General features: G+C 41.6%; 21 protein-coding genes and 1 pseudogene. 7 read left to right on the top strand and 15 right to left on the bottom strand.

Going from position 1 to position 21,031, the window contains the following annotated elements; all coding sequences use genetic code 11:
* Positions 1-5: 5 nt before the first annotated feature.
* The 9 genes from lpxK to HYI04_RS02240 all read right to left on the bottom strand — a co-directional run bounded on the left by lpxK (position 6) and on the right by HYI04_RS02240 (position 7,973).
* Positions 6-1,010, bottom strand: coding sequence for a tetraacyldisaccharide 4'-kinase (gene lpxK, locus HYI04_RS02280; RefSeq protein ID WP_178895812.1), 1,005 nt, complete (start codon positions 1,008-1,010; stop codon positions 6-8).
* Between the two features lie 3 nt (positions 1,011-1,013).
* Entirely contained in the window at positions 1,014-2,741 is a 1,728-nt protein-coding gene (gene msbA / locus HYI04_RS02275; RefSeq protein WP_178895811.1) for a lipid A export permease/ATP-binding protein MsbA, read from the bottom strand.
* Positions 2,741-3,163 (bottom strand): biopolymer transporter ExbD, encoded by a 423-nt coding sequence (locus HYI04_RS02270; protein WP_004696832.1) that lies wholly within the window; start codon positions 3,161-3,163, stop codon positions 2,741-2,743. The genes msbA and HYI04_RS02270 overlap by 1 nt, the downstream gene beginning before the upstream one ends.
* 8 nt (positions 3,164-3,171) lie before the next feature.
* A complete protein-coding gene (locus HYI04_RS02265) occupies positions 3,172-3,825 on the bottom strand; it encodes a MotA/TolQ/ExbB proton channel family protein (RefSeq protein WP_178895810.1) in 654 nt (217 codons plus the stop codon).
* A 36-nt stretch (positions 3,826-3,861) separates the two neighbouring features.
* Entirely contained in the window at positions 3,862-4,749 is an 888-nt protein-coding gene (locus tag HYI04_RS02260; protein ID WP_178895809.1) for a ParB/RepB/Spo0J family partition protein, read from the bottom strand.
* Entirely contained in the window at positions 4,746-5,528 is a 783-nt protein-coding gene (locus tag HYI04_RS02255; RefSeq protein ID WP_004696827.1) for a ParA family protein, read from the bottom strand. The genes HYI04_RS02260 and HYI04_RS02255 overlap by 4 nt, the downstream gene beginning before the upstream one ends.
* Positions 5,529-5,553: 25 nt before the next feature.
* The gene (gene rsmG / locus HYI04_RS02250; protein ID WP_125274440.1) at positions 5,554-6,186 is read right to left on the bottom strand and encodes a 16S rRNA (guanine(527)-N(7))-methyltransferase RsmG; all 633 of its coding nucleotides are present in this window, start codon (positions 6,184-6,186) and stop codon (positions 5,554-5,556) included.
* An 84-nt stretch (positions 6,187-6,270) separates the two neighbouring features.
* Complete coding sequence (gene murU, locus HYI04_RS02245; protein ID WP_178895808.1) at positions 6,271-6,960, bottom strand: N-acetylmuramate alpha-1-phosphate uridylyltransferase MurU; 690 nt, start codon at positions 6,958-6,960, stop codon at positions 6,271-6,273.
* Complete coding sequence (locus tag HYI04_RS02240) at positions 6,957-7,973, bottom strand: aminoglycoside phosphotransferase family protein (protein WP_178895807.1); 1,017 nt, start codon at positions 7,971-7,973, stop codon at positions 6,957-6,959. Before HYI04_RS02240 ends, murU begins: the two co-directional genes overlap by 4 nt.
* Before the next feature lie 121 nt (positions 7,974-8,094).
* On the opposite strand from HYI04_RS02240, the gene HYI04_RS02235 reads away from it, so the two are divergent.
* Complete coding sequence (locus HYI04_RS02235; protein ID WP_010326862.1) at positions 8,095-10,554, top strand: LPS-assembly protein LptD; 2,460 nt, start codon at positions 8,095-8,097, stop codon at positions 10,552-10,554.
* Entirely contained in the window at positions 10,554-11,858 is a 1,305-nt protein-coding gene (locus HYI04_RS02230; RefSeq protein ID WP_010326863.1) for a peptidylprolyl isomerase, read from the top strand. The genes HYI04_RS02235 and HYI04_RS02230 overlap by 1 nt, the downstream gene beginning before the upstream one ends.
* A gap of 117 nt (positions 11,859-11,975) precedes the next feature.
* On the opposite strand, the gene hfq is transcribed toward HYI04_RS02230, so the two are convergent.
* The 4 genes from hfq to tsaE form a co-directional block, all read right to left on the bottom strand.
* Positions 11,976-12,494, bottom strand: a complete 519-nt coding sequence (hfq, locus tag HYI04_RS02225; protein ID WP_063454285.1) for an RNA chaperone Hfq — start codon at positions 12,492-12,494, stop codon at positions 11,976-11,978.
* A 93-nt stretch (positions 12,495-12,587) separates the two neighbouring features.
* A complete protein-coding gene (miaA, locus tag HYI04_RS02220; protein WP_010326865.1) occupies positions 12,588-13,532 on the bottom strand; it encodes a tRNA (adenosine(37)-N6)-dimethylallyltransferase MiaA in 945 nt (314 codons plus the stop codon).
* Between the two features lie 6 nt (positions 13,533-13,538).
* A complete protein-coding gene (mutL, locus tag HYI04_RS02215) occupies positions 13,539-15,479 on the bottom strand; it encodes a DNA mismatch repair endonuclease MutL (RefSeq protein ID WP_010326866.1) in 1,941 nt (646 codons plus the stop codon).
* Entirely contained in the window at positions 15,472-15,948 is a 477-nt protein-coding gene (tsaE, locus tag HYI04_RS02210) for a tRNA (adenosine(37)-N6)-threonylcarbamoyltransferase complex ATPase subunit type 1 TsaE (protein WP_010326867.1), read from the bottom strand. The genes mutL and tsaE overlap by 8 nt, the downstream gene beginning before the upstream one ends.
* A 121-nt stretch (positions 15,949-16,069) precedes the next feature.
* On the opposite strand from tsaE, the gene HYI04_RS02205 reads away from it, so the two are divergent.
* The 3 genes from HYI04_RS02205 (at position 16,070) to HYI04_RS02195 (ending at position 17,966) form a co-directional block, all read left to right on the top strand.
* Positions 16,070-16,984 carry a pseudouridine synthase gene (locus HYI04_RS02205; RefSeq protein WP_005401139.1) on the top strand — a complete coding sequence of 305 codons (915 nt, stop codon included), beginning with the start codon at positions 16,070-16,072 and terminating at the stop codon, positions 16,982-16,984.
* A gap of 112 nt (positions 16,985-17,096) precedes the next feature.
* Positions 17,097-17,432, top strand: coding sequence for a type II toxin-antitoxin system RelB/DinJ family antitoxin (locus tag HYI04_RS02200; RefSeq protein ID WP_005401138.1), 336 nt, complete (start codon positions 17,097-17,099; stop codon positions 17,430-17,432).
* A 93-nt stretch (positions 17,433-17,525) separates the two neighbouring features.
* Positions 17,526-17,966, top strand: a complete 441-nt coding sequence (locus HYI04_RS02195; protein ID WP_004696801.1) for a GNAT family N-acetyltransferase — start codon at positions 17,526-17,528, stop codon at positions 17,964-17,966.
* A gap of 10 nt (positions 17,967-17,976) precedes the next feature.
* Here the strand turns inward: HYI04_RS02195 and HYI04_RS02190 are convergent, their stop codons facing one another.
* Positions 17,977-18,711: a pseudouridine synthase gene (locus tag HYI04_RS02190; RefSeq protein ID WP_005401137.1), complete on the bottom strand. Its 735-nt coding sequence runs from the start codon at positions 18,709-18,711 to the stop codon at positions 17,977-17,979.
* A 135-nt stretch (positions 18,712-18,846) separates the two neighbouring features.
* Here HYI04_RS02190 and HYI04_RS02185 point away from each other — a divergent pair, with 135 nt between their 5' ends.
* Together HYI04_RS02185 and HYI04_RS02180 are read left to right on the top strand one after the other, a co-directional pair.
* Entirely contained in the window at positions 18,847-19,305 is a 459-nt protein-coding gene (locus HYI04_RS02185; RefSeq protein WP_004696797.1) for a DUF441 domain-containing protein, read from the top strand.
* Between the two features lie 245 nt (positions 19,306-19,550).
* Positions 19,551-20,771, top strand: a complete 1,221-nt coding sequence (locus HYI04_RS02180; RefSeq protein WP_005401136.1) for an MFS transporter — start codon at positions 19,551-19,553, stop codon at positions 20,769-20,771.
* 140 nt (positions 20,772-20,911) lie between these two features.
* On the opposite strand, the pseudogene HYI04_RS02175 reads toward HYI04_RS02180, so the two are convergent.
* Positions 20,912-21,031: pseudogene (locus HYI04_RS02175) on the bottom strand (IS30 family transposase); the annotation flags it as partial.

Raw genomic sequence — 21,031 nt, 5'->3', positions numbered from 1 at the left:
AGACCTTAAGAAATTTCAATACCTACAGCGGCGAGCTGTTGATGTAAGGTGTCATAACACGCCGTCGATAACACTGCATCGACAGGAACAACCCAAATATCACGGGCAAAACTAGGATTTTGTTTGAGCAACGCTAAAATTTTCACTGCATCTTTTTCAGTGGTAATAATGGGATTGGCATCGTCAAAAACCAAATCCTCTAACTCATATTCATAATGATCGGCAAACTCATGACACTGGAATTGCTGCACCCCCATACGCTCTAAGGTACGGTAAAAGCGCTGCGGAAACCCTATCCCCACGACTGCATAAAAATCATCTTGCGGATTGAAAGCTTTTGCTTCAGTACTGTTCAACAAATAAGGCTCTGCAACTTCTAAGTGCATGTGCATAGTACGAGTAGGATGATCTGCATGTTCAATCACTATGCCTTGATCCAGTCTAGACTTCGGCTCTCGCAAATAACCTTCAGGCAATAACTTTTCATTACCTAGTCCACGATTATTGTCTAGGACAATCCATTCAATTTGACGATTCAATGCCCAATGCTGAAGCCCATCATCACTAATAATCAAATCAATGGGGTAGTGAGATAAAAGCAGTTCAATACTTTCTTGGCGGTTGGGACCCACTGCCATCGGCACATCAGTAGATTGCACAATGAGTGTTGGTTCATCACCTACATTTTCAGGTAATGAGTTGAGATCTACCATAGTCGGAAATGGGCCCTTGGCACCATAACCACGACTGATCACACCCACTCGAATATTTTTACTTTGTAAATAACTCACCAAGTGAATGAGCAGAGGAGTTTTACCACTTCCACCCACGGTAATATTACCAATCACCATGACAGGTACAGGAGCCGTATAGGCTTTTTTAATATTACACCGATACAACTTACGGTTTAAAAGAAAACCGCCACGATATAACCAAGACAGCGGACGAAGCACAATTAACCACTTTGCCTGCGAGTTCCAAGCATCCTGAATAAACTGTGCACCTGGCATGACTTAGTTTTCCTCAAAATTACGCTGATGGAGCTGATAGTAAGCACCCTGCTTTGCAATAAGTTCAGCATGTGTACCTTGCTCTACTATACGCCCTTTATCCATCACCACAATACGGTCCGCATTCTCAATGGTGGATAATCGATGTGCAATCACAATCGTGGTACGATCTCGCATTGCAGCATCGAAAGCACGCTGGATAAAGTACTCTGATTCATTATCAAGCGCGCTGGTAGCTTCATCTAAGATCAGCACAGGCGCATTTTTCAAAATCGCACGAGCAATGGCTATACGTTGACGTTGACCGCCCGATAAATTAAGGCCTTGTGCACCTAACTTGGTGTTGTAGCCTTGTGGTAAAGCCATAATGAAGTCATGCGCATAGGCCGCTTTTGCCGCCGCAATTACCTCTTCATCAGAGGCATTTTCAAGCTGACCATAGGCAATATTGTCACGCACAGTGCGGTTAAATAAAACCACTTGCTGATTGACCATTGCCACTTGGGTACGCAGACTATTGATTTCAATATCCTGAATATCGATCCCATCAAAAAGAATTTGACCCGAGGTCGTATCTTGAAAACGCACTAACAAATTCACCAAAGAGGTTTTACCAGCACCAGAGCGCCCCACTAAAGCAATCGTCTCACCCTCTTTGACGCTTAAATTAAAATTATGCAGGGCTTGATAGCCATCCACATAAACTAAGTTCACATCTTTAAAGTCGATATTACCTTTCAGTACTGGAGTTAAAGTCCCAGTATTTTTTTCTTCAGGCAAATCTAAAATTTCAAAAACTGAATGTGCTGCAGCCATACCCCGTTGAATTTTTTCATTCACATCAGTCAATGCTTTAATTGGCCGACTCAACATACCTGCTGCAGTAATATACGCCACAAATTGACCCGCGCTGGTATCTTGCAGAATTTCTGGGCGTAGTGCGATCCACATCACAATACTCAGAGCAATGGACATAATCAACTGTACAATTGGACTATTGAGCTGTTGCACAACCACCATTTTCAAACCGCGTCGTAAATTCTCCAATGAGGTATCTTTAAAACGTTGTTGCTCATACCCTTGACCACCAAAGCCTTTCACCACCAAGTGACCATTGACTGTCTCTTGTACCACGTGATTGACATCCCCCATGGTGTCTTGGACTTGAATGGAAAGCTTACGCATACGCTTTGCTGCTTTACGAATAAGCAAACCTATCAGTGGCGCAAAAATCAAAATACACAAAGTAAGACGCCAGTTGCTATATATAAGGTAACCGAGCAATGCAAGAGTGATTAGACCTTGCTGAACAATAGTTCTTAATGACTCTGTAGATGCGGCTGTAAGCTGCTCCACGTTATACATAATTTTCGCAGTGATATGACCACTGTTATTGTCCAGATAATACTGCGAGGGAAGACGCAATAATTTGGCAAAAACTTCTTGGCGAATATTAAAGACCAAGTTTCTGGAAATGACCGCTGTAAAGTAGCCGCCCATGAACAAACCCAGCCCACGGAAGAACATTACCACAACAACCAAAATTGGGAACAATGTCGTAAAACCTTGATCACGGTGTTGAATCGCTTCAATAATTTTTTCAAGTAATTTAGCGACAGAAACTTCTGTCGCCGCATTCATAGCAAAACCAATCACCACAAGAATCGCTACGCCCCAATACGGTTTTAAATAGCTCAGTAGACGTAGATAAACTTTTAAATCGTGTTTCACTAATAACCTCGAGAAGGCACTTTGGTACTAATATTGATATTTACAAATCCCAACTGACCTGCCACATCCATCACACGGATCACATCCTGATGGGTTGCTTTTGCATCCGCAGCAATCACAAACATTAGATCACGACGGTCATTGGAAATCTGTTTAATTGCGGTATTTAATTCTGAAACATCTTTCGATGCAATAGACTGACCATTAATTGAATAATGCCCTGTGGAATCTACCACCACTTCGATTTTATGATCAAATGTTTTCGGTGGAACACCTTGCGCATCAGGCAAGGTTAAATTCATACGACTAAATTGATTGAAGGTGGTGGTCAGCAATAAAAACACCAAAATAAATAATAAGCAATCAATCATTGGTGTAAGGTTAATATGAACATCTTCAACTTGTGAACGTTTGAATTTCATACTTCACCTTAGCTCGCTTGCTTCACAACAACATCATCATGGTTTTCAAGCACAGTTTCTGTTTTCTTATAAAATAAAGCCGCATGAAATAAAGTTGATTGTTGTTCTAATTCAGCAACATACTCTTGAACCAAACGCTGAAAATAACGATAAGCAAATAATGCGGGAATCGCAATGAACATTCCTGCCGCAGTTGTAATCAGCGCTTTAGAAATCCCTGGAATCATCAATGTTGGATTACTACTATTACCAATATCAATCATTAAGAATGACTCGATAATTCCTAATACCGTTCCCAACAATCCTAAAAGAGGTGCAACAGCGCTCAATGTACCCAAAAAATTGATGTTTTTTTCAAGATAACCAATTTCCTGAGAAGCCGTTGCTTCCATCTGCGCACGTGCAAACTGTTCACCTTGTGCCTCACTTTGGTAACCAGCTTCCAAAATACGACCTAATGTCGTTGCCTGTAAATCCTGATTTTGTTTAAGTTTAGGCAAAACCATTTGTACGCTTTGCGCTGAATTTAATAGCAAATCTTTCGGTAAAATAGTAGTTTTCTTCAAGCGAATAAAACGCTCTAAGCTAATCGCAACAGTAAAGATCGAACAGAGCACAAGGGGCAGCATAAGCCACCCACCTGCTTTTACCAATTCCCACATAACACTTCCCCAAGTATTTAAAAATAGAAAATAAAATTATTCCGCTAAGCAAATATTTAAAATACCATCTAACTCATCGAGTGAATGATAATGAATCGTGAGCTTGCCTTTCCCTTGTTTATTATGATCAATTTTGACATTTGCACTAAAACGATCTGTTAAGCGCTGTGTCAATTGTTGAAGATCTGGTGCAATTTCCGTTTTCGATTTTTCTTGTTTCGGCACATTGAGATCACGAACATATTGTTCAGTTTGGCGAACAGATAAACTCTTCTCTATCACCAATTCTGCGACTTTCAGTTGATCTTTCCCTTTCAAAGTCAAAATGGCACGAGCATGCCCCATGTCCAGCAAACCTTGTTGCATAAAGTCTTTAACTTGCTCAGCTAGACTTAATAAACGCAGCAAATTACTCACTGTGGTACGCGCTTTGCCTACAGTATCCGCAATTTCTTGATGACTTAAACCAAACTCTTCATGAAAACGCTGTAATGCCATCGCCTGATCAATCGGATTGAGGTCTTGACGTTGAATGTTCTCAATCAACGCCAGTGCAATTGCAACTTGGTCTGTTAAATCACGAACAATGGCTGGGACTTGCGTTAAGCCAGCAAGTTGAGCCGCACGCCAGCGACGCTCACCCGCAATAATTTCATAGGGGTGCTTTTCATTATCAATTGGACGAATCACAATCGGCTGCATTACACCGTGTTTTTCAATCGATGCCGCTAACTCTTGTAAGTCTTGCTCATTAATAAAACGACGTGGTTGATATTCACCACGTTGTAATAGATGCACATCGATTTGTTTTAGCTGACCGTGATCAAGAGCTTGTGCTTCAAGTTGTAATTTCTCTTTTTGAATGGAACCGAGTAAGGCATCTAAACCACGACCTTTTGCCAGTCCACGTTTTTTAACGGTCATGCGTTACTTCCTTTTTTCACTTTGCTTTTCTTAATCATTTCAGCTGCTAAATGTAAATAAGCAACTGCGCCCTTCGAGCTTTTTTCAAAATAAATCACAGGCAAACCATGCGCAGGTGCTTCAGCTAGACGCACATTACGTGGAATGACGGTGTCATAGAGTTTTTTACCAAAGTATTGTTCTAATTCTTCAGACACATCACGCGTCAGTGCATTACGTGCATCATACATGGTGCGTAAAACACCAATAATTTTTAACTCAGGATTTAATGCTTGTTGAATACGATCAATGGTCTGTGTTAAATCTGCCAAACCTTCCAAAGCATAGTATTCACACTGCATTGGAATCATCACACCATCCACCGCTGCCAGTGCATTAACCGTGATCAAGCTTAAACTTGGCGCACAGTCCACAATGATGTAATCATATGCTTGTTCAATTTCTTGCAACGCATCACGCAGAATAAACTCACGCCCTTCTTGTTCAGCAATCGCAAGCTCAACTCCTGCCAAATCACGGTTTGCACCCAAGACCTTATAACCCACTTCCGCCTTGGTAATCGCAGTCTCTATAGGCACTTCACCCAGTAAAACATCGGTCACTGAATACAGTAGGTCATTTTTTTGAATGCCTGAACCCATGGTCGCATTGCCTTGCGAGTCCATATCAACCAATAAAACCCGCTTTTTAAGTACTGCTAAAGATGCAGCCAAATTTACTGCGGTTGTGGTTTTACCTACACCACCTTTTTGGTTAGCAATCGCAATAATTTGTGCCATGACCCGCCCAATCCTTTGAATTTTTTTAGATACGTTTTAATAAAAGTAAGTGTCGTTGTTCGTCCAAACGTGGAACTTTTAACGCAATAATGTCACAACTAAATTCGTTTTTGAACGCTTCAACTTCTTCATGCGGAATCAAGCCTTTCATCGACGCAATAATGCTGTCTTGGTGCATATAAGGCTTCGATGCATTGATAAAATCGGTTAAAGAGGCAAATGCACGACTGGTAATCACATCAAACTGACCCAAATCATGGATGCTATCTTCATTCTCAACACGCGTTTGAACTGCAATTACATTGGTTAATTTTAAGTCTGCAATAAACTGCTTTAAAAAACGAATTTTTTTGCCATTTGAATCGAGCAAAACACATTGGCGCTCAGGTTGACATAGAGCAATAATCATGCCCGGCATACCACCGCCTGTACCAATATCCAGCAAACGACCTTTCGGCAAATCTTTTAAAATACTTAGACTATCTAATAAATGCTTCACCAGCATTTCTTTAGGATCGCGAATCGCTGTTAAATTGTAAGCTTTGTTCCACAGCACAAGTGCGTCTTGATACTTCAGCAATAAATTTAATGCTTCTTCACTCAAATCTAAGCCAAGCTTTTGACTACCTTGCTTTAAGTCTTGAAAAAATGGATGCATAAAGAAGACATCTCAATAAAATTAAACTGAAGTATACCGATTTCTCAGCCGTGGAACAGTAGCTAACGCTTAGTGATTATGCACTTAAACGTACATACCTTGACGAATCTGTAGATCTAGATCACTTAATCGCTCAGGTGTGCCAACATCCACCCATGCGGCTTGCATTTTCTCAGCAGAAACTTTTCCAGCAGACATCGCTTCTTTTAGCAATGGAGCCAGTGGACGTTTACCTGCATCTAAACCCTCAAACATCTGTGGGTGAATAACCGCAACACCACTATAAGTCAGCGCTTCGCCTGACTGCTCTTGTTCAAAGGTATAAGCACGCCCTTGGTTTAAGATAAAGTCGCCTTTGGGATGCTGTGTCGGGTTGGGCACAAATACCAGATGTGCCAAATCGGTGTCCAACTGCACATCAAGTAAAGACGCAAAATCAAAAGTGGTCCAAACATCACCATTCACTAAAATAAACGGTTCTGTCCCCAACAGTGGTAGAGCATTAATAATACCCCCTGCTGTTTCAAGCCCTTCTTCTTCACGCGTCCAACGAATAGTCACACCAAACTGCGAACCATCACCAAGCGCACCAATCAACACATCGGCCAACCATGCAGAATTGATCACAATTTCTGTGACCCCAATCTGCTTGAGTTTTTCAATATGCCAAACGATCAGCGGTTTGCCACCCACTTCAAGCAGAGGTTTCGGTTTATAAAGTGTTAAAGGACGCATACGGTTGCCAAGCCCCGCGGCCAAAATCATTGCTTTCATGCTGCAACAACCTCATATTTGCCATATTTTGCTTCAAATTTCGGCATTACTTTATCGCAAATAAATTGCATAAAAGGTTGTAGTTCTGCATATGGTTTGCTTTCTTCAAGTAAATACCACATCACGCGTGGTAAATCTTTCAGATAGCCTGATTTGCCGTCACGTTCAAATAAACGCACAAAAATACCTAAAATTTTAATATGACGTTGAATTGCCATCAGGTCAGCGTCTTGCTTAAACTGTTCAAAGTCACGCCCTTCTTTGGCAGAAGCTGGCAATAGGTCATAAAACACTTTAAACCAACAATAAACGCGCTCAGGATTCCACTGTACATACGCATCACGTGTAATTGAGATCAGATCATAAGTATCTGCACCTATCACAGCATCCTGAAAGTCAATTACGCCTTGCTCTTGCTCATCTACCAAAAGCATGAGATTACGACTATGGAAATCACGATGTACAATCACTTGAGGCTGAGCCAAAGCAGCATTGGCTAAAATTGCAAATGTGCGTTTAATCAACGCAGACTCATCATCAGAAAGTTGAACCTGTAAACTTGGCAATAACCAATCTGTCAATAGCGACATTTCGGTCATTAACTTCTCATAAGAATAAGCTGGGAAATGACCTACGCCATCAATAGATTGCAATTGAATCAACTGCTTAAAACTTTGCTCATAATGTGCATCGACAGTCTTGTCATCGAGCTGTGTAGACAGTAGCACATCACCAAAATCTTCAAGCAATAAGAAGCCTTGCTCCAAATCTTTCGCCACAATATGTGGTACACGAACACCGTTCGTATCAAAAAATTCATCAATCGTCACAAAAGGCACACAATCTTCTTTTTCTGGTGGTGCATCCATCAGCATAAATGTTTTATTATTCAACTTGATTCGTGCATAACGACGGAAACTTGCATCGCCTGCTAAAAAGTTAATTTCAAATTGATCTGAACCAAGTACAGATGAAATCCATGTTTGTATCAATTGTTCACGTTGTGTATTCATTTGCGATAAATTCTAATACAGGCTGAGTTTTTAAAGTGCTAAGTGTAGCCACTTATCAACTTTTTCTCTATGATGCGACAATAATTAATTGCGTTTTAAGCATACTTGGTAAATGAGACACATGAAGCATCAGTTTAAATTTAATCCTTTAGCGACTGCGATATTTACCCTTCTTTGTGGTAGCTCAATCACAAGCTATGCTGCAACACCAACCACGTCTATTTCAGACGAACAACAATCGCTAAAACAAGCACTACAAGAAAGCTATCCTGGGCAAAAGTTTTTTGAACAATACTATGTCGATAAGTCATCTCCTGAAGCTCAACAGCGCCAAGGTCGTTACTTAAGCTCCGCGTATTGCCAAGGCACATGGTTAACCCCTGTAAGCCCTGAAACCAAAGCTGCTGACGCAGCCAATGCGACATCCACCATTACAGCGGACTATGGTCACTACAACCCACAAGGTGACTCTGTTCTTGAAGGTAATGTTCTGATTGATCAAGAAGGTCGTCAAATTCGTGCCGATAAAATCACCATTGACCAGACTCAGACTTTTGCCAATGCTGAAGGACGCGTGCAAATGGCGCAAAGTGGTTTATTAGCGCAAAGCGACCAAATCAATTACAACCTAAAAACTCAACAAGGCGATCTGAAAAACAGTTTCTATATTTCAGAAGAACAACATGCGCATGGGCGGGCTGAACAAATCCTACGTGAGTCACAAACGACCACCACGCTAAAAAATGCAACTTATAGCACCTGCCCACCAGAGCAATCGCCAACATGGAAAATCCAAGCAGACGAAATTAAGTTAAATCAAGAAACTGGCCGTGGTGAAACACGCGGCACAAAACTTTATGTTAAAGATGTACCCGTTCTCGCAGTTCCTTATTTCAACTTCCCGATTGATGACCGTCGTACTACCGGTATTTTGACACCAAGTTTTGGCTTCACCAATGATGGTGGTGTCGAGCTTGCAGTACCTGTTTATCTCAACTTAGCACCTAACTACGACGCGACTGCTACGCCACGCTATATCAGCGACCGCGGCCCAATGTTTGAGGGTGAGTTCCGCTATCTAACCGAAAACTTTGGTTCAGGTCAAATTTGGGGGGGTTACTTAGCTTCTGACCGAAAATATGACGATGAAGACCGTAAAGATTTGCACTTTTTACATAACTGGCAAATCAATGAACAGTTCTCAACCAACCTTGAATATAACTATGCTTCAGACAAAGACTACTTTACTGACTTAAGCAATAACCCAAACACCAAGACAGACTTAAACCTGCGTCGTGCTTGGGAGTTAAACTATAAAAATGGAATTCCTGGTCTAAAAGCCCAACTGAAAGTTGAAGACTTCCAAACACTAGACGAAACTACACCCTACGTTGACCGTCCGTATGCACGTTTACCACAGTTCTTACTCAACTATAAAGCAGGCAACGCTCTCGGTTTAGAGTACGAGTTCAACAACGATACGGCTTACTTTAAAAAGGACTTTGGGGCTATCGACGGTGATACCAACGATAGCTTTGAACCAAGCGGCACCCGTGTCTATAATGACTTTTCTGTACGCTACAACTACCGTACACCGTGGGCTTTCGCCATTCCTGAAGTATCTATTCGTAATGTGAACACATTCTACGATCAAGACACCATCAATGAGTTTGACAACACCAACCGCTCATCGAACGACAAATCTTATGTCGTGCCACAGGTGACTTTTGATGCAGGTTTAACCTTTGAAAAAGAAGGCACTTTCTTACAGACGTTAAGTCCACGTATGTTCTATGCCTATGCACCCTATAAAAATCAAGATGACGCACCAAACTTTGACTCTGCAACAGCATCGATCAACTATGATCAGTTGTTTAGTGCAAATCGCTTCTATGGCCATGACCGTCTAGAAGACAATAACTTCTTGTCACTGGGCTTAAGTTATAGCTTATTTGATACTGTGGGTTTAGAACGCTTAAAAGCCAGTGTGGGCCAAAGCTATTATTTCGAAGACCGCCGCGTAACGCTTGACCAAACAGCAGATGTCTTTGACAGAGAAAATCACTCTGGGCCGATTGTCAGCGTATCTAGCCAGCTCTCGCAAAACTTTACCCTCGGTGCAAACTCAGCATGGATGGCGAATGGCGATAATGCGCAACGCGACTTACAACTTTACTTTACGGGTGATAAAGGCAACCTCTATAACGTTGGCTATTTCTATCGTAAAGAAATTGCAGATCGTCAAGAACATTACGACCAAGTGGTTGCATCTTTTGTACAACCTATCCATAACAACTGGCGTATTATGGGCCACGCTCAATATGACTTAGACAACAATGTCGCTCGTGAATACCTCCTTGGTGTCAATTACGAGTCTTGCTGTTGGGGGATCTCCGTTTATGGTCGTGAGTACTATAACGACTTGGATGACGTCAATGCTGCAGGTGTAGAACCTAAACGTGCAATTATGGCCGAAATTACGCTTAAAGGCTTAGGCGGACTCAACAGTAAACTTTCATCATTACTAGAAAATCGTATTCTAGGCTTTAACAATATTAATCAGACTTGGACAGACCGTTAATGAAGACAAAACAGTTCAAACAATTTTTTAAAGCGAGTGCTTTGGCTTTAGCTCTCGCAACCGCTATTCCAACTTTTGTACATGCGTCGGATGAAGTTGTTGCTGTTGTCGATAACAGTGTCATTTTGAAGAGTGACTTAGAAGCAAGCATGGCTGAGCTCAAACATCAACTTGAGAGCCAAAAGAAACAAGTCCCACCAGAGCAATATTTGGCACAACAAGCATTAGAGCAACTGATTATTCGTCAGACTCAGCTTGAACAAGTGAAGCGTTACAACATTCAACCTGATGAAAAAAGCTTGAATGAAGCGGTTTTAAATGTTGCAAAACAATCTGGTAGCACAAGCCTAGAAGCATTCCAACAAAAGCTCGATAAAATGGCACCGGGAACCTATGCTTCTTTGCGTAGTCGCGTTGCTGAAGATTTAGCAATCAATCGTTTGCGCCAACAAATCGTTACCTCCCGTATCCAAATTTCAGACCAAGATGTTAAAAACTTCTTAAATACCCCACAAGGTCAAGCAGCACTTGGCAATCAAGTACATGTGCTACATGTGCGTGTTTCAGGTGACAATGCTGACGCTGTGGCGAAGCAAGTCAAAACTGTTCTAGCAAACAACAATGACGTCGCTGCAATTGCTAAAAAGCTCAGTACTGCTGGCACCAAAGTTGAAGGTGCAGATATGGGCTTTAGAGCACTTTCTGACATCCCTAGCGAGCTTGCAGCACGTGTGAGTCCACTCCAAGTGGGACAAACCACAGATTTAATTACAGTACGAGATGGTGTACATCTTTTAAAACTAGTTGAACGTAAAGGTGCTGAGCAAAAAGCGATTGTGCCTCAATACAAAGCACGCCATATTTTGATCCAACCCTCTGAAGTGGTTAGCCCTGAAAATGCTAAACAAATGATCGAAAGCCTGTATAACCGCGTTCAAAAAGGTGAAGACTTTGCAGTCTTAGCTTCAACCTACTCTAATGACACAGGTTCAGCACGTGATGGCGGGAGTTTGGGTTGGGTCAGCCCAGGTGTGATGGTTCCTCAGTTTGAAGAAACCATGAAAAATACACCGGTAGGTCAAACTAGTAAACCTTTCCAAACCCAATTTGGCTGGCATATTCTTCAAGTGACTGAAACACGTCAACAAGACATGACTGCTGAATACCAAGAGCGTATGGCACGTCAAATTTTAGGTGAGCGTCAATTTGATGCAGAGCTTGATAGCTGGTTACGTGAAACCCGTAACAGAGCTTATGTTGAAATTAAAGATCCGAACTTAGACCGTAAGAACAACAAGTCATAAGTTTGGATACATAGAAAGACCAGCATTTATGCTGGTTTTTTATTTTCCACTTGGATGAAAACTAAAAATTAGGTATAAAAAAAGCCTCTCATGTGAGAGGCTTTTTTAAACAATCAATTAACGATTATTTTCGTCATCTTGAGTGTCTTCAAATTTTGATTCGCCATCAAAACCAGTCGATTGACCACCGAAGCCACCTTGACCACCGAAGCCACCTTGACCACCGAAGCCACCTTGACTACCAAAGCCACCACCTTGACCACCAAAGCCACCTTGACCACCGAAGCCACCTTGTTGACCGCCAAAGCCGCCTTGTTGACCGCCAAAGCCGCCTTGTTGACCGCCGAAGCCGCCTTGTTGACCGCCGAAGCCACCTTGTTGACCGCCAAAGCCGCCTTGTTGACCAGCGCCAGCAGGTGCACCAGCAGGACGCGGGTTACGTGCAGGAACAACTGTAGAAATTGCATGCTTGTAAACCATTTGGCTTACTGTATTTTTTAATAAAACAACATATTGGTCGAAAGATTCAATATGACCTTGTAACTTAATACCGTTTACAAGGAAGATAGAGACAGGAATACGTTCTTTACGGAGAGAATTTAAGAACGGATCTTGCAAAGTTTGACCTTTAGACATGTTATAACTCCAAAAAAATTTAAAAATCAGCGCAAAAAACTATCTTTATTTTTCAATTAAAAATTATAAAAAAGATAGTAGCTAAATTTTGCTTTATCCGTAGCAGTTTCGCAAGTCTTCTTGTGCCTGCGTGATAGTACAATACGTTGTAAATTTATGTGCCTCTTGCAAAGATCTTAACCAAGTGTATTGACGTTTGGCAAGTTGTCGTGTCGCAAAAAGTGCTTTATCCTCCATTTTACGTTGTTTTTCGACAGTTTTATCTCCTTTCTGTAAAAATTCGAGTGCTTGTCGATACCCAACTGAGCGCATAGAGGGTAAATTTTCATCTAAATCGTATTTTTTCATAAGTGCTTCCACTTCATTTAAAAATCCGATGTCCCACATAATTTTCAATCGTTGTGCAATTCTTTGGTGCAATTCGGCACGGTCTGGCATCAAAGCATAATTATGAAAATTATAGCGATAAGGCACGTTTTTAGGTTGTTCAGCTTGAAGTTTAGTAATAGGCTGCCCTGTCAATTTGTAAACTTCTAAAGCGCGAATAATCCGTTGTTTATCACTCACTTTAAATTTTTCGCCCGCCAGTGGATCCACACTGCATAATTCAGCATAGACCGCAGACCAACCCTCACTCTCACCTTTTGCTTCTATTTCAGCACGAACAGCATAGTCTGCGCTCGGTAAATTGCTTGAAAGACCTTCTAAAAGTGCCTTGAAATAGAGCATAGTCCCACCCACCAAAATCGGAGTTTTACCTCGCGCATGCATGTCATCAATTAAACCACATGCATCTTCAACAAAGTTTGCAGCCGAATAGACTTCTAATGGGCTAATAATATCGATAAGGTGATGTGGATATTGCAGCAACTCTTCTTTAGTCGGCTTTGCTGTACCAATATCCATATCCTTAAAAACCAATGCTGAATCTACAGATATCAGTTCAAAATTTCCTTGCTCATAGAGCTGACATGCCAAAGCAGTTTTACCACTTGCAGTTGGCCCCATTAAATTGATGACCGGCAATTGAGTTGACATGTAAAACTACTCTCCTCGAGCAAAAAGCTTATCTAGTTGAGCCAATGGAAACGCACGCCAAGTTGGGCGACCATGGTTACATTGGCTGGCAAATTCAGTTTGTTCCATTTGACGAAGCAAAGCATTCATTTCAGAAAGACCCAAAATGCGATGGGCGCGAACAGCACCATGACAGGCCATACCCGCTAGAATTTGATCACGCTTTTGCAGTAAGCCCTGCGCTTCATCATTTGGATCTAAATCGTTCAGTAATTCAGGTACCAGCGCCTCAAAATTGGCTTTATGTAAAATCGCAGGCACACCACGAACAATGACCTGCTCATCGCCATATTGATCAATTTCAAGACCTAAACGCGCCAATTGATCTTTGAGCTCTTCCACTCGTATCGCTTGCATTCGCGTGATATTAATCACTTTGGGAATAAGTAACTGCTGAGAAGTCCAAAACTCTGGTTTATCCCACGCTGACTTCATTTGCTGTAGCAAAATACGCTCATGCGCTGCATGCATATCAACAATAATCAGCCCTTCTGTATTTTGAGCCAGCACATAAATACCATGCAATTGTGCAATGGCAATTCCCAACGGATGCTCATCGACTTTAGTGCTTTGCACTGTAAAATCAGCCAAAGACTGAGCTTGATCAACAGCAGATGAAGCATCACGCAGAGGTGCTAAATAGCTTTGCAAGGCATTATTGAGCTGTTGTGAGCCCTGATAGCGTGAAGGTTGCGCCGAATAATGGACACCTTGTGGTTGATTTGAACTAAAGTCAGTGAGCACATCCGATGGGGCTTGCTCACCAGTTTGTGCAGACTCAACACGACGATGCAACTGCAAAGGCTCTTGATAACGAGGCTGCACAGACATCGAAGCTTGATTCTCTGCAATCTTCATTGCATCAGATAAATCTGCGGTTGCCGTTTGAAACTGCGATAAAGTCTCTTTGGCATAGTGACGTACAAATTCATGTACTTCACGTTGATTCAAAAAGCGAATTTCATGTTTGGTCGGATGTACATTGACATCAATATTTTCAGGGTCTACTTCCAGAAAAAGCAAATAACCCGCATGCTGATGTCCATGCAAAATACCATCATAAGCCATACGCAGCGCATGAGAGATGGTTTTATCTTTAACAATTCGACCATTCACATAAACATACTGTAAGTCAGCCTGAGCCCGCGCATCCGAGGGATGTCCCAACCAACCTGTTAAACGCATGTTGATGCTATCTGCATCCATCCAATAAGCATTTTCAGTAAATGCACGCCCTAGCAACTGCTGTACGCGCTGAAAACGTAGCTCACCACTATCTGCAATCGGCAAATTCAATTTGATGCTTTGATTATGTTCAAGCACAAAACGAATATCGAAATGCGTCAGCGCTAAACGTCGGACGATTTCCTCAATATGACCAAACTCTGTGCCAGGTTTTTTGAGGAATTTTCGACGTGCAGGCACATTAAAAAATAAATCTTGTACCCGAATATGCGTACCTTTAGGCGCAGCTACAGCCTGAATCTCTTGACGATCAAATGCAGTTCCATTGACTTCAACTTGATAGCCAATTCCATCATCCACCTGACTACTGGTCAAGGTTAAACGCGAAACCGCTGCAATAGAAGCCAAAGCCTCTCCACGAAAGCCTAAACTGACAATTGCATGTAAATCTTCAGCGGTTTGGATTTTACTGGTCGCATGTCGCATCACCGCCAAAGGGAGATCTTCAGCGTGAATCCCTCGACCATTGTCCATGATTTCAATTAAAGTACTGCCGCCTTGCTCTACCCGAATAATCAGCTCTGTCGCACCTGCATCAATCGAGTTTTCAAGTAACTCTTTGACCACAGACGCTGGACGCTCAATGACTTCACCTGCTGCAATTTGGTTGGCTAAAGCAGGATTCAAAGTATGAATACGGCGTATCTTTAAATCATCATGCATTGTTTAATTGGCTCTCTAAAGCTTGTAATAATGCTACTGAATGGAAACTTAAGGTAGCAGACCGTGTCAGTTCATCTTCAGATTTTTGAATATCAATAATTATGTCTGCCTGAGGGATTTCATTGCCCCCTTTAGACGGCCATTCAAACAAAAACAATGCATTGGGCGTTTCCAAATAGTCACGAATGCCCATTAGCTCCAGTTCATACGGATCGTTTAAACGATACAAGTCAAAATGAAAAATATCACGCTCTTGAACTTGGTACGGTTCAACCAAGGTATAGGTTGGGCTTTTCACGGAACCTTGATGACCTAAATACTGTAAATAATGGCGTGTTAGCGTAGTTTTGCCCGCACCCAAATCCCCAATTAAATACACCACACCCGTCGTAAAATGCTGTGCCAAAATTTGTGCTAAATTTTGGGTATCTTGTTCATTATTGAGCGTTAAATTAAATGAATACTGCATAATACTCACGACAAGTGACAAAAGAACAATTATGATAGCACTGGACTCACAAAATGCCCAAGCCACAAGCTTGAAATCTCGTATTTAACTGCACCAACCGATTAGATATTGCCTGCACATCATGTTCACCATAAAACCTGCTGAATTTTGCCCTCCCATGCTCAATGGCGTGAGCGCAAGTAAAGTGTTTCTGCCTAAATTAAAGCCAGCACCACACACCGTATTGGCTTATTTATCTGACCAATTTCCGCATATTGAAGCAACTGAGTGGCAGCAACGTTTTCATGATGGTTTGGTCTATGACGCTGTAGGTAATGTACTCCATACAGATTCGGCATATCTTGAAAATCAGCATGTGTTTTATTACCGCTTTTTAGCGCACGAAATTGAAGTGCCATCTCAGCATGAGATTTTATTTGAAAATGATCATTTCTTAGTGGTGGATAAGCCGCACTTTTTGACCATCAGTCCAACGGGGCAATATGTTCAACAAACCCTATTGGTGCGCCTGAAAAAACAAACAGGCATTGAGCATTTAACGCCCATCCACCGCCTTGACCGTGAAACCGCTGGCTTAGTGATGTTTTCCAAATGCATTCACAGTCGAGGGATGTATCAGCAAATGTTTGCAGAGCGACAGGTTCAAAAAACCTATCATGCGATTGCACCTTTTAACCGCGAACTCAAATTTCCACGCATAGTAAAACTACATATGCAAAAAGGTGAACCGTTCTACACCATGCAAGTCCTAGACGAAGCACCGAACAGTGAAACTGAGATCTTGCTTTTAGAACATGATGAAACATGGGCAAAATATGAGCTTAAACCCGAGACAGGGAAGCAACATCAACTCCGTGTACACCTCAACTTCTTAGGTCTTCCGATTAAAAATGATCCGTTCTATCCTAAAGTTGTACATAAAGCCGACTATGATTTTAGTCAGCCTTTACAGCTATTAGCTAAGCATCTTTCATTTAAAGATCCAGTAACTCAACAGCTTATGCAGTTTAGCTCCAATTCTGAATTGACATTGTAATCTGCTTGTCATTACAAAATAATTTAAAATTCCATTGTATGAATATTGAAATTACAATGGAATTGATTAAAATAACTTCTACCCTTAAGTCGTTCAAATTATTTAAAAAATCATGAGAAAAACAGAAGTCTATCAAATTCGACTCGATTCCCAAGAAAAGAAACAAGCTTTTGCAGTGTTTAAACAACTGGGAATTACGCCTGCGCAAGCCGTTCGTTTGTTCTTCAGACAAGTGGTTTTAACCAAATCCATCCCATTCTCAATTGAAAACCAGAACATCAATCTTGAACAGCTGATTAAGCTACGTAAGCTCAAGCAAGAACAAAAAGCGGTTGATCACATCACCAGCGCAGACTCAACTGCAACCAATGATTTATTTGCAGACGATGAACATAGTGATCTTTTTGAAGAATTAGCGGCAATCTTGGGAGAAAGTGACAAAACTTAACAGTGTTGCATTTCTAAACAAATTTTAGAAATATCCCTTTCAAAACTTAGGTATGCTTCATGTAAATATTATAAATACAGCATGGAGTAATACATGATCGTTAGACGTGCCACTTTAGAAGACTTAGAAAAACTTGCTGTATTATTTGATGAATATCGCCAATTTTATGGTGCATCTTCCAACTTAGCGCTTTCCCAAAAGTTCCTTAAACTTCGCCTTGAAAACGAACAAAGCGTCATCTTCATTCATGTCAAAGACGATGTGATTACAGGTTTTGTGCTGCTGTATTTAGGCTTTTCTTCTGTGGCCTGTGCAACTTATTATATTTTAGATGATGTTTATGTTTCTCCACCGCATCGTCGCCATGGCTCAGCAAAACAATTGATTGATACCGCGATTTTGTTTGCGCGACACGAAAAAGCCATTCGTATTACGCTTGAAACGCAAAAAAATAATTATCAATCCCACAGCTTATATGAAGCAATGGGCTTTGTAGCGGATAATGAATTTAAGACCTATCATTGCTTTCTATAGCATTCAGCGTCTAAAGACCTTCACTCTCAAGATCATTGCGTGTCTTGGCTAAAGCCACTTGTTCTGCATTTAAATAGATCCAATGCCCTTCGACTAAATCTGGTATCCCCGTTAAGTCGAGCGCTCCAATTTGCTGACGATGCAAGCTCTCAACTTTATTTCCCACTGCCGCAAGCATACGTTTCACTTGATGATATACCCCTTGATGCACGGTCATTTGCAGTTCGCATTCAGCTAAGCGTTTTACATCCGTTGCAGCAAAGCTCCCTTTTTCATTTCGCAGCTCCACCCCTTGCTCCAACTGTTGGACCTGTTCATCTGTAACAGGGTCGGCAGTTTTCATCCGATACACTTTTGCCACATGCTTTTTAGGATGTGTCAATGCTTGTAAAAACTGACCATCGTCGGTGAGTAACAATAAACCTGTGGTGTCTTGATCTAGACGACCTACACACTGAATGCCACGATTCAAGAGCACATCGTCAAACAAATCAAAAACACTAAAATGATGTGTCGCCTGATGTGAGCATTCATAGCCTTGAGGTTTATTTAAGGCGATATAGACTTTTTCGCGGTATTCAAAGCTCTTGCCATGTACCTTGTAGTTCAAAGCATCCAATTTGAGTTTATATTTAGGGTCAGTAATGATCTGCCCATCAATTTCAATGGCTGCATTTTTAATCAACTGTTGGCAATGCTTTCGCGAACCAAATCCTTGCGACTGCAACATTTTTTCCAACAGCATCAGCACACCACATTTTTAAATAAAGGCTCATTTTATACTGAAATACAGGAACATCAATCAAAGTACTTGGATCATTCGGCAAAGTGGCTAAAAAAACGTTACAATGCACATGTTTTTTTGACCAGTCTCTCCCCTATGCCGAACTTAGATTTGAATCTGATCGTCCTCTTGATCCTGCTGGCTTGTGGTATTTTCAGTCACAACTCTGCGGTAACCATTGCTGCTGCAGTACTCATTATTTTGCGGATGACACCACTGAGTGAATACTTCCCACTCATCCAACAACATGGATTAAATATCGGGATCATCATTTTAACCATTGCAGTTTTAGTGCCGATTGCAAGTGGTAGAATTAGTGGTGAAAGTATTTTTAAATCTTTTTTAAGTGTCAAATCATTACTTGCCATCGCCATTGGTGTTTTGGTTGCATGGCTAGGCGGGCGCGGCGTAAAACTGATGTCAAACCAACCCGATGTTGTTGCAGGCTTACTAGTCGGAACCGTTGCAGGAGTGGCTTTACTACGTGGCGTTCCAGTCGGCCCACTCATTGCGGCTGGGTTACTTACCCTAATCATTGGTACAGGACAGCCCTAGCCTAGCGAATACAAAAAAATCCAAATTCTCAAGCTAGGCTGGATTGATCTGTATTTGCTGCCTTTAAATTTGACTTCTTTTTATAGAAAGTCCACTCAATATAGCGCTATGAATAAATATTCATCGTGTAGAACCTTCAGAGTTCATATGAATATACGCTTGCTTAGTTCACTTATAACTTTTTTGAACAACCAAATTTTAATGTGATAAAGAACGTATAATATTTTTCATTTTCTCGTCTATTTATGTCCTCTCAAGAAAATAGCATCCCACCAACGAGTCACTTATCTGTCATTATTTTGGCATTAGCACTCGGTGGTTTTTGTATTGGTACGACTGAATTCGTTGCGATGGGACTCATCCAAGAGATCTCACAAAGTTTCAATCTCAGCATTCCTGTCACAGGGCATTTTATTAGTGCCTATGCTTTAGGTGTGACTATTGGCGCACCTGTGATTGCCATTTTGGCCGCAAAGGTTCCGCGTAAAACGCTCTTAATTGGCCTCATGCTGTTTTATGGTATCGCCAATGCCAGTACAGCACTCGCAAACAGCTATGAGTCTATGTTGGTCTCACGTTTTATTGCAGGTTTCCCTCACGGCGCTTACTTTGGTATTGCCGCTTTGGTGGTTGCAGAGTTTGCTGGAAAACAAAAGCGTGCTTCGGCAGTCGCCATGCTCATGATGGGGCTGAATGTCGCGACCGTGATTGGTGTGCCTTTTGCGACATGGCTGGGTCAGCTGTATGGTTGGCGGGCAGGTTTTGAGTTTTCTGCATCTATCGCATTTTTGACTGTGGTCGCAATTTGTTTTGGCCTACCCAAAATGCAACTGGATCACACAGCCAGCATTCAAAATGAGCTGCGTGGACTTAAAAATACACAAATGTGGCTCACGCTTGCTGTCGGTGCAATTGGATTTGGTGGGCTGTTTTCTGTCTATAGTTATGTATCACCTATTTTGACTGAATATACCCATGCTAGCATTCAAGTCATTCCGTTTGCACTGGCATGTATTGGGCTCGGGTTGGTCGTCGGCGGTGTTGTCGCAGGACACTTTGCCGATAAAAACTTAAACAAGGCGATTATTTGGGTCTTAGTTTCCAATGCCTGCTCTTATGTACTTTGTGCCCTGTCTATGGATCACCTTGCCACTGCTTTTATTGCACTCTTCTTGGTTAGCTTCAGTATTGCAGGCTTGGGGCCTTTACTACAAACCCGCTTAATGGATGTCGCTGGTAATGCACAAGGCTTAGCAGCTTCGCTGAATCATTCTGCATTTAATATTGCCAATGCTTTTGGTGCTTTTCTGGGCGGCTGGTTAATTAGCCAAGGTTTAGGTTGGCTAGCTCCAATCTGGGTCGGAGTTTTACTAAGTTTAGGTGGGCTGATTATTTTATTGTTGGCTTTTCAGCATGAGAAAAAGTTGATATCCGCATGTAAAAGCGATTCAAATCAGACTTGTTAACCCCCAATAAATGACTTTATCTAAAACAATAAGCGTGCGTAAGAACTCAATCGTATTGTTATGCACGCTTTTACAATCCATCATTCAGATTAATGTCAGATCATTAAAAATCTTAATGGCATTTTTTTTAAACGGCGGATTCAAGCGGCAAGTGCAACAGTATAAAAACCAGCCATAACTTCACTCGGTGTATGCCAACCTAGTGTTTTTCTAGGACGATGGTTGAGTGCAAATTCTATCTGCTCTATTTGTTCGTTTGA

The organism is Acinetobacter sp. SwsAc2 (genome assembly GCF_013391465.1).
GTDB classification, from domain to species: domain Bacteria; phylum Pseudomonadota; class Gammaproteobacteria; order Pseudomonadales; family Moraxellaceae; genus Acinetobacter; species Acinetobacter johnsonii.
Note: the sequence above shows the minus strand (reverse complement) of the source record. Positions and strands in the feature narration are given on the sequence as shown.

Excerpts from the sequence above, each read along its gene's own strand:
- lpxK (WP_178895812.1), bottom strand. The coding sequence starts at position 1,010 with ATGCCAGGTGCACAGTTTATTCAGGATGCTTGGAACTCGCAGGCAAAG.
- HYI04_RS02270 (WP_004696832.1), bottom strand. The coding sequence starts at position 3,163 with ATGAAATTCAAACGTTCACAAGTTGAAGATGTTCATATTAACCTTACA.
- HYI04_RS02265 (WP_178895810.1), bottom strand. The coding sequence starts at position 3,825 with ATGTGGGAATTGGTAAAAGCAGGTGGGTGGCTTATGCTGCCCCTTGTG.
- HYI04_RS02260 (WP_178895809.1), bottom strand. The coding sequence starts at position 4,749 with ATGACCGTTAAAAAACGTGGACTGGCAAAAGGTCGTGGTTTAGATGCC.
- HYI04_RS02255 (WP_004696827.1), bottom strand. The coding sequence starts at position 5,528 with ATGGCACAAATTATTGCGATTGCTAACCAAAAAGGTGGTGTAGGTAAA.
- rsmG (WP_125274440.1), bottom strand. The coding sequence starts at position 6,186 with ATGCATCCATTTTTTCAAGACTTAAAGCAAGGTAGTCAAAAGCTTGGC.
- murU (WP_178895808.1), bottom strand. The coding sequence starts at position 6,960 with ATGAAAGCAATGATTTTGGCCGCGGGGCTTGGCAACCGTATGCGTCCT.
- HYI04_RS02240 (WP_178895807.1), bottom strand. The coding sequence starts at position 7,973 with ATGAATACACAACGTGAACAATTGATACAAACATGGATTTCATCTGTA.
- HYI04_RS02235 (WP_010326862.1), top strand. The coding sequence starts at position 8,095 with ATGAAGCATCAGTTTAAATTTAATCCTTTAGCGACTGCGATATTTACC.
- HYI04_RS02230 (WP_010326863.1), top strand. The coding sequence starts at position 10,554 with ATGAAGACAAAACAGTTCAAACAATTTTTTAAAGCGAGTGCTTTGGCT.
- hfq (WP_063454285.1), bottom strand. The coding sequence starts at position 12,494 with ATGTCTAAAGGTCAAACTTTGCAAGATCCGTTCTTAAATTCTCTCCGT.
- miaA (WP_010326865.1), bottom strand. The coding sequence starts at position 13,532 with ATGTCAACTCAATTGCCGGTCATCAATTTAATGGGGCCAACTGCAAGT.
- mutL (WP_010326866.1), bottom strand. The coding sequence starts at position 15,479 with ATGCATGATGATTTAAAGATACGCCGTATTCATACTTTGAATCCTGCT.
- tsaE (WP_010326867.1), bottom strand. The coding sequence starts at position 15,948 with ATGCAGTATTCATTTAATTTAACGCTCAATAATGAACAAGATACCCAA.
- HYI04_RS02205 (WP_005401139.1), top strand. The coding sequence starts at position 16,070 with ATGTTCACCATAAAACCTGCTGAATTTTGCCCTCCCATGCTCAATGGC.
- HYI04_RS02200 (WP_005401138.1), top strand. The coding sequence starts at position 17,097 with ATGAGAAAAACAGAAGTCTATCAAATTCGACTCGATTCCCAAGAAAAG.
- HYI04_RS02195 (WP_004696801.1), top strand. The coding sequence starts at position 17,526 with ATGATCGTTAGACGTGCCACTTTAGAAGACTTAGAAAAACTTGCTGTA.
- HYI04_RS02190 (WP_005401137.1), bottom strand. The coding sequence starts at position 18,711 with ATGCTGTTGGAAAAAATGTTGCAGTCGCAAGGATTTGGTTCGCGAAAG.
- HYI04_RS02185 (WP_004696797.1), top strand. The coding sequence starts at position 18,847 with ATGCCGAACTTAGATTTGAATCTGATCGTCCTCTTGATCCTGCTGGCT.
- HYI04_RS02180 (WP_005401136.1), top strand. The coding sequence starts at position 19,551 with ATGTCCTCTCAAGAAAATAGCATCCCACCAACGAGTCACTTATCTGTC.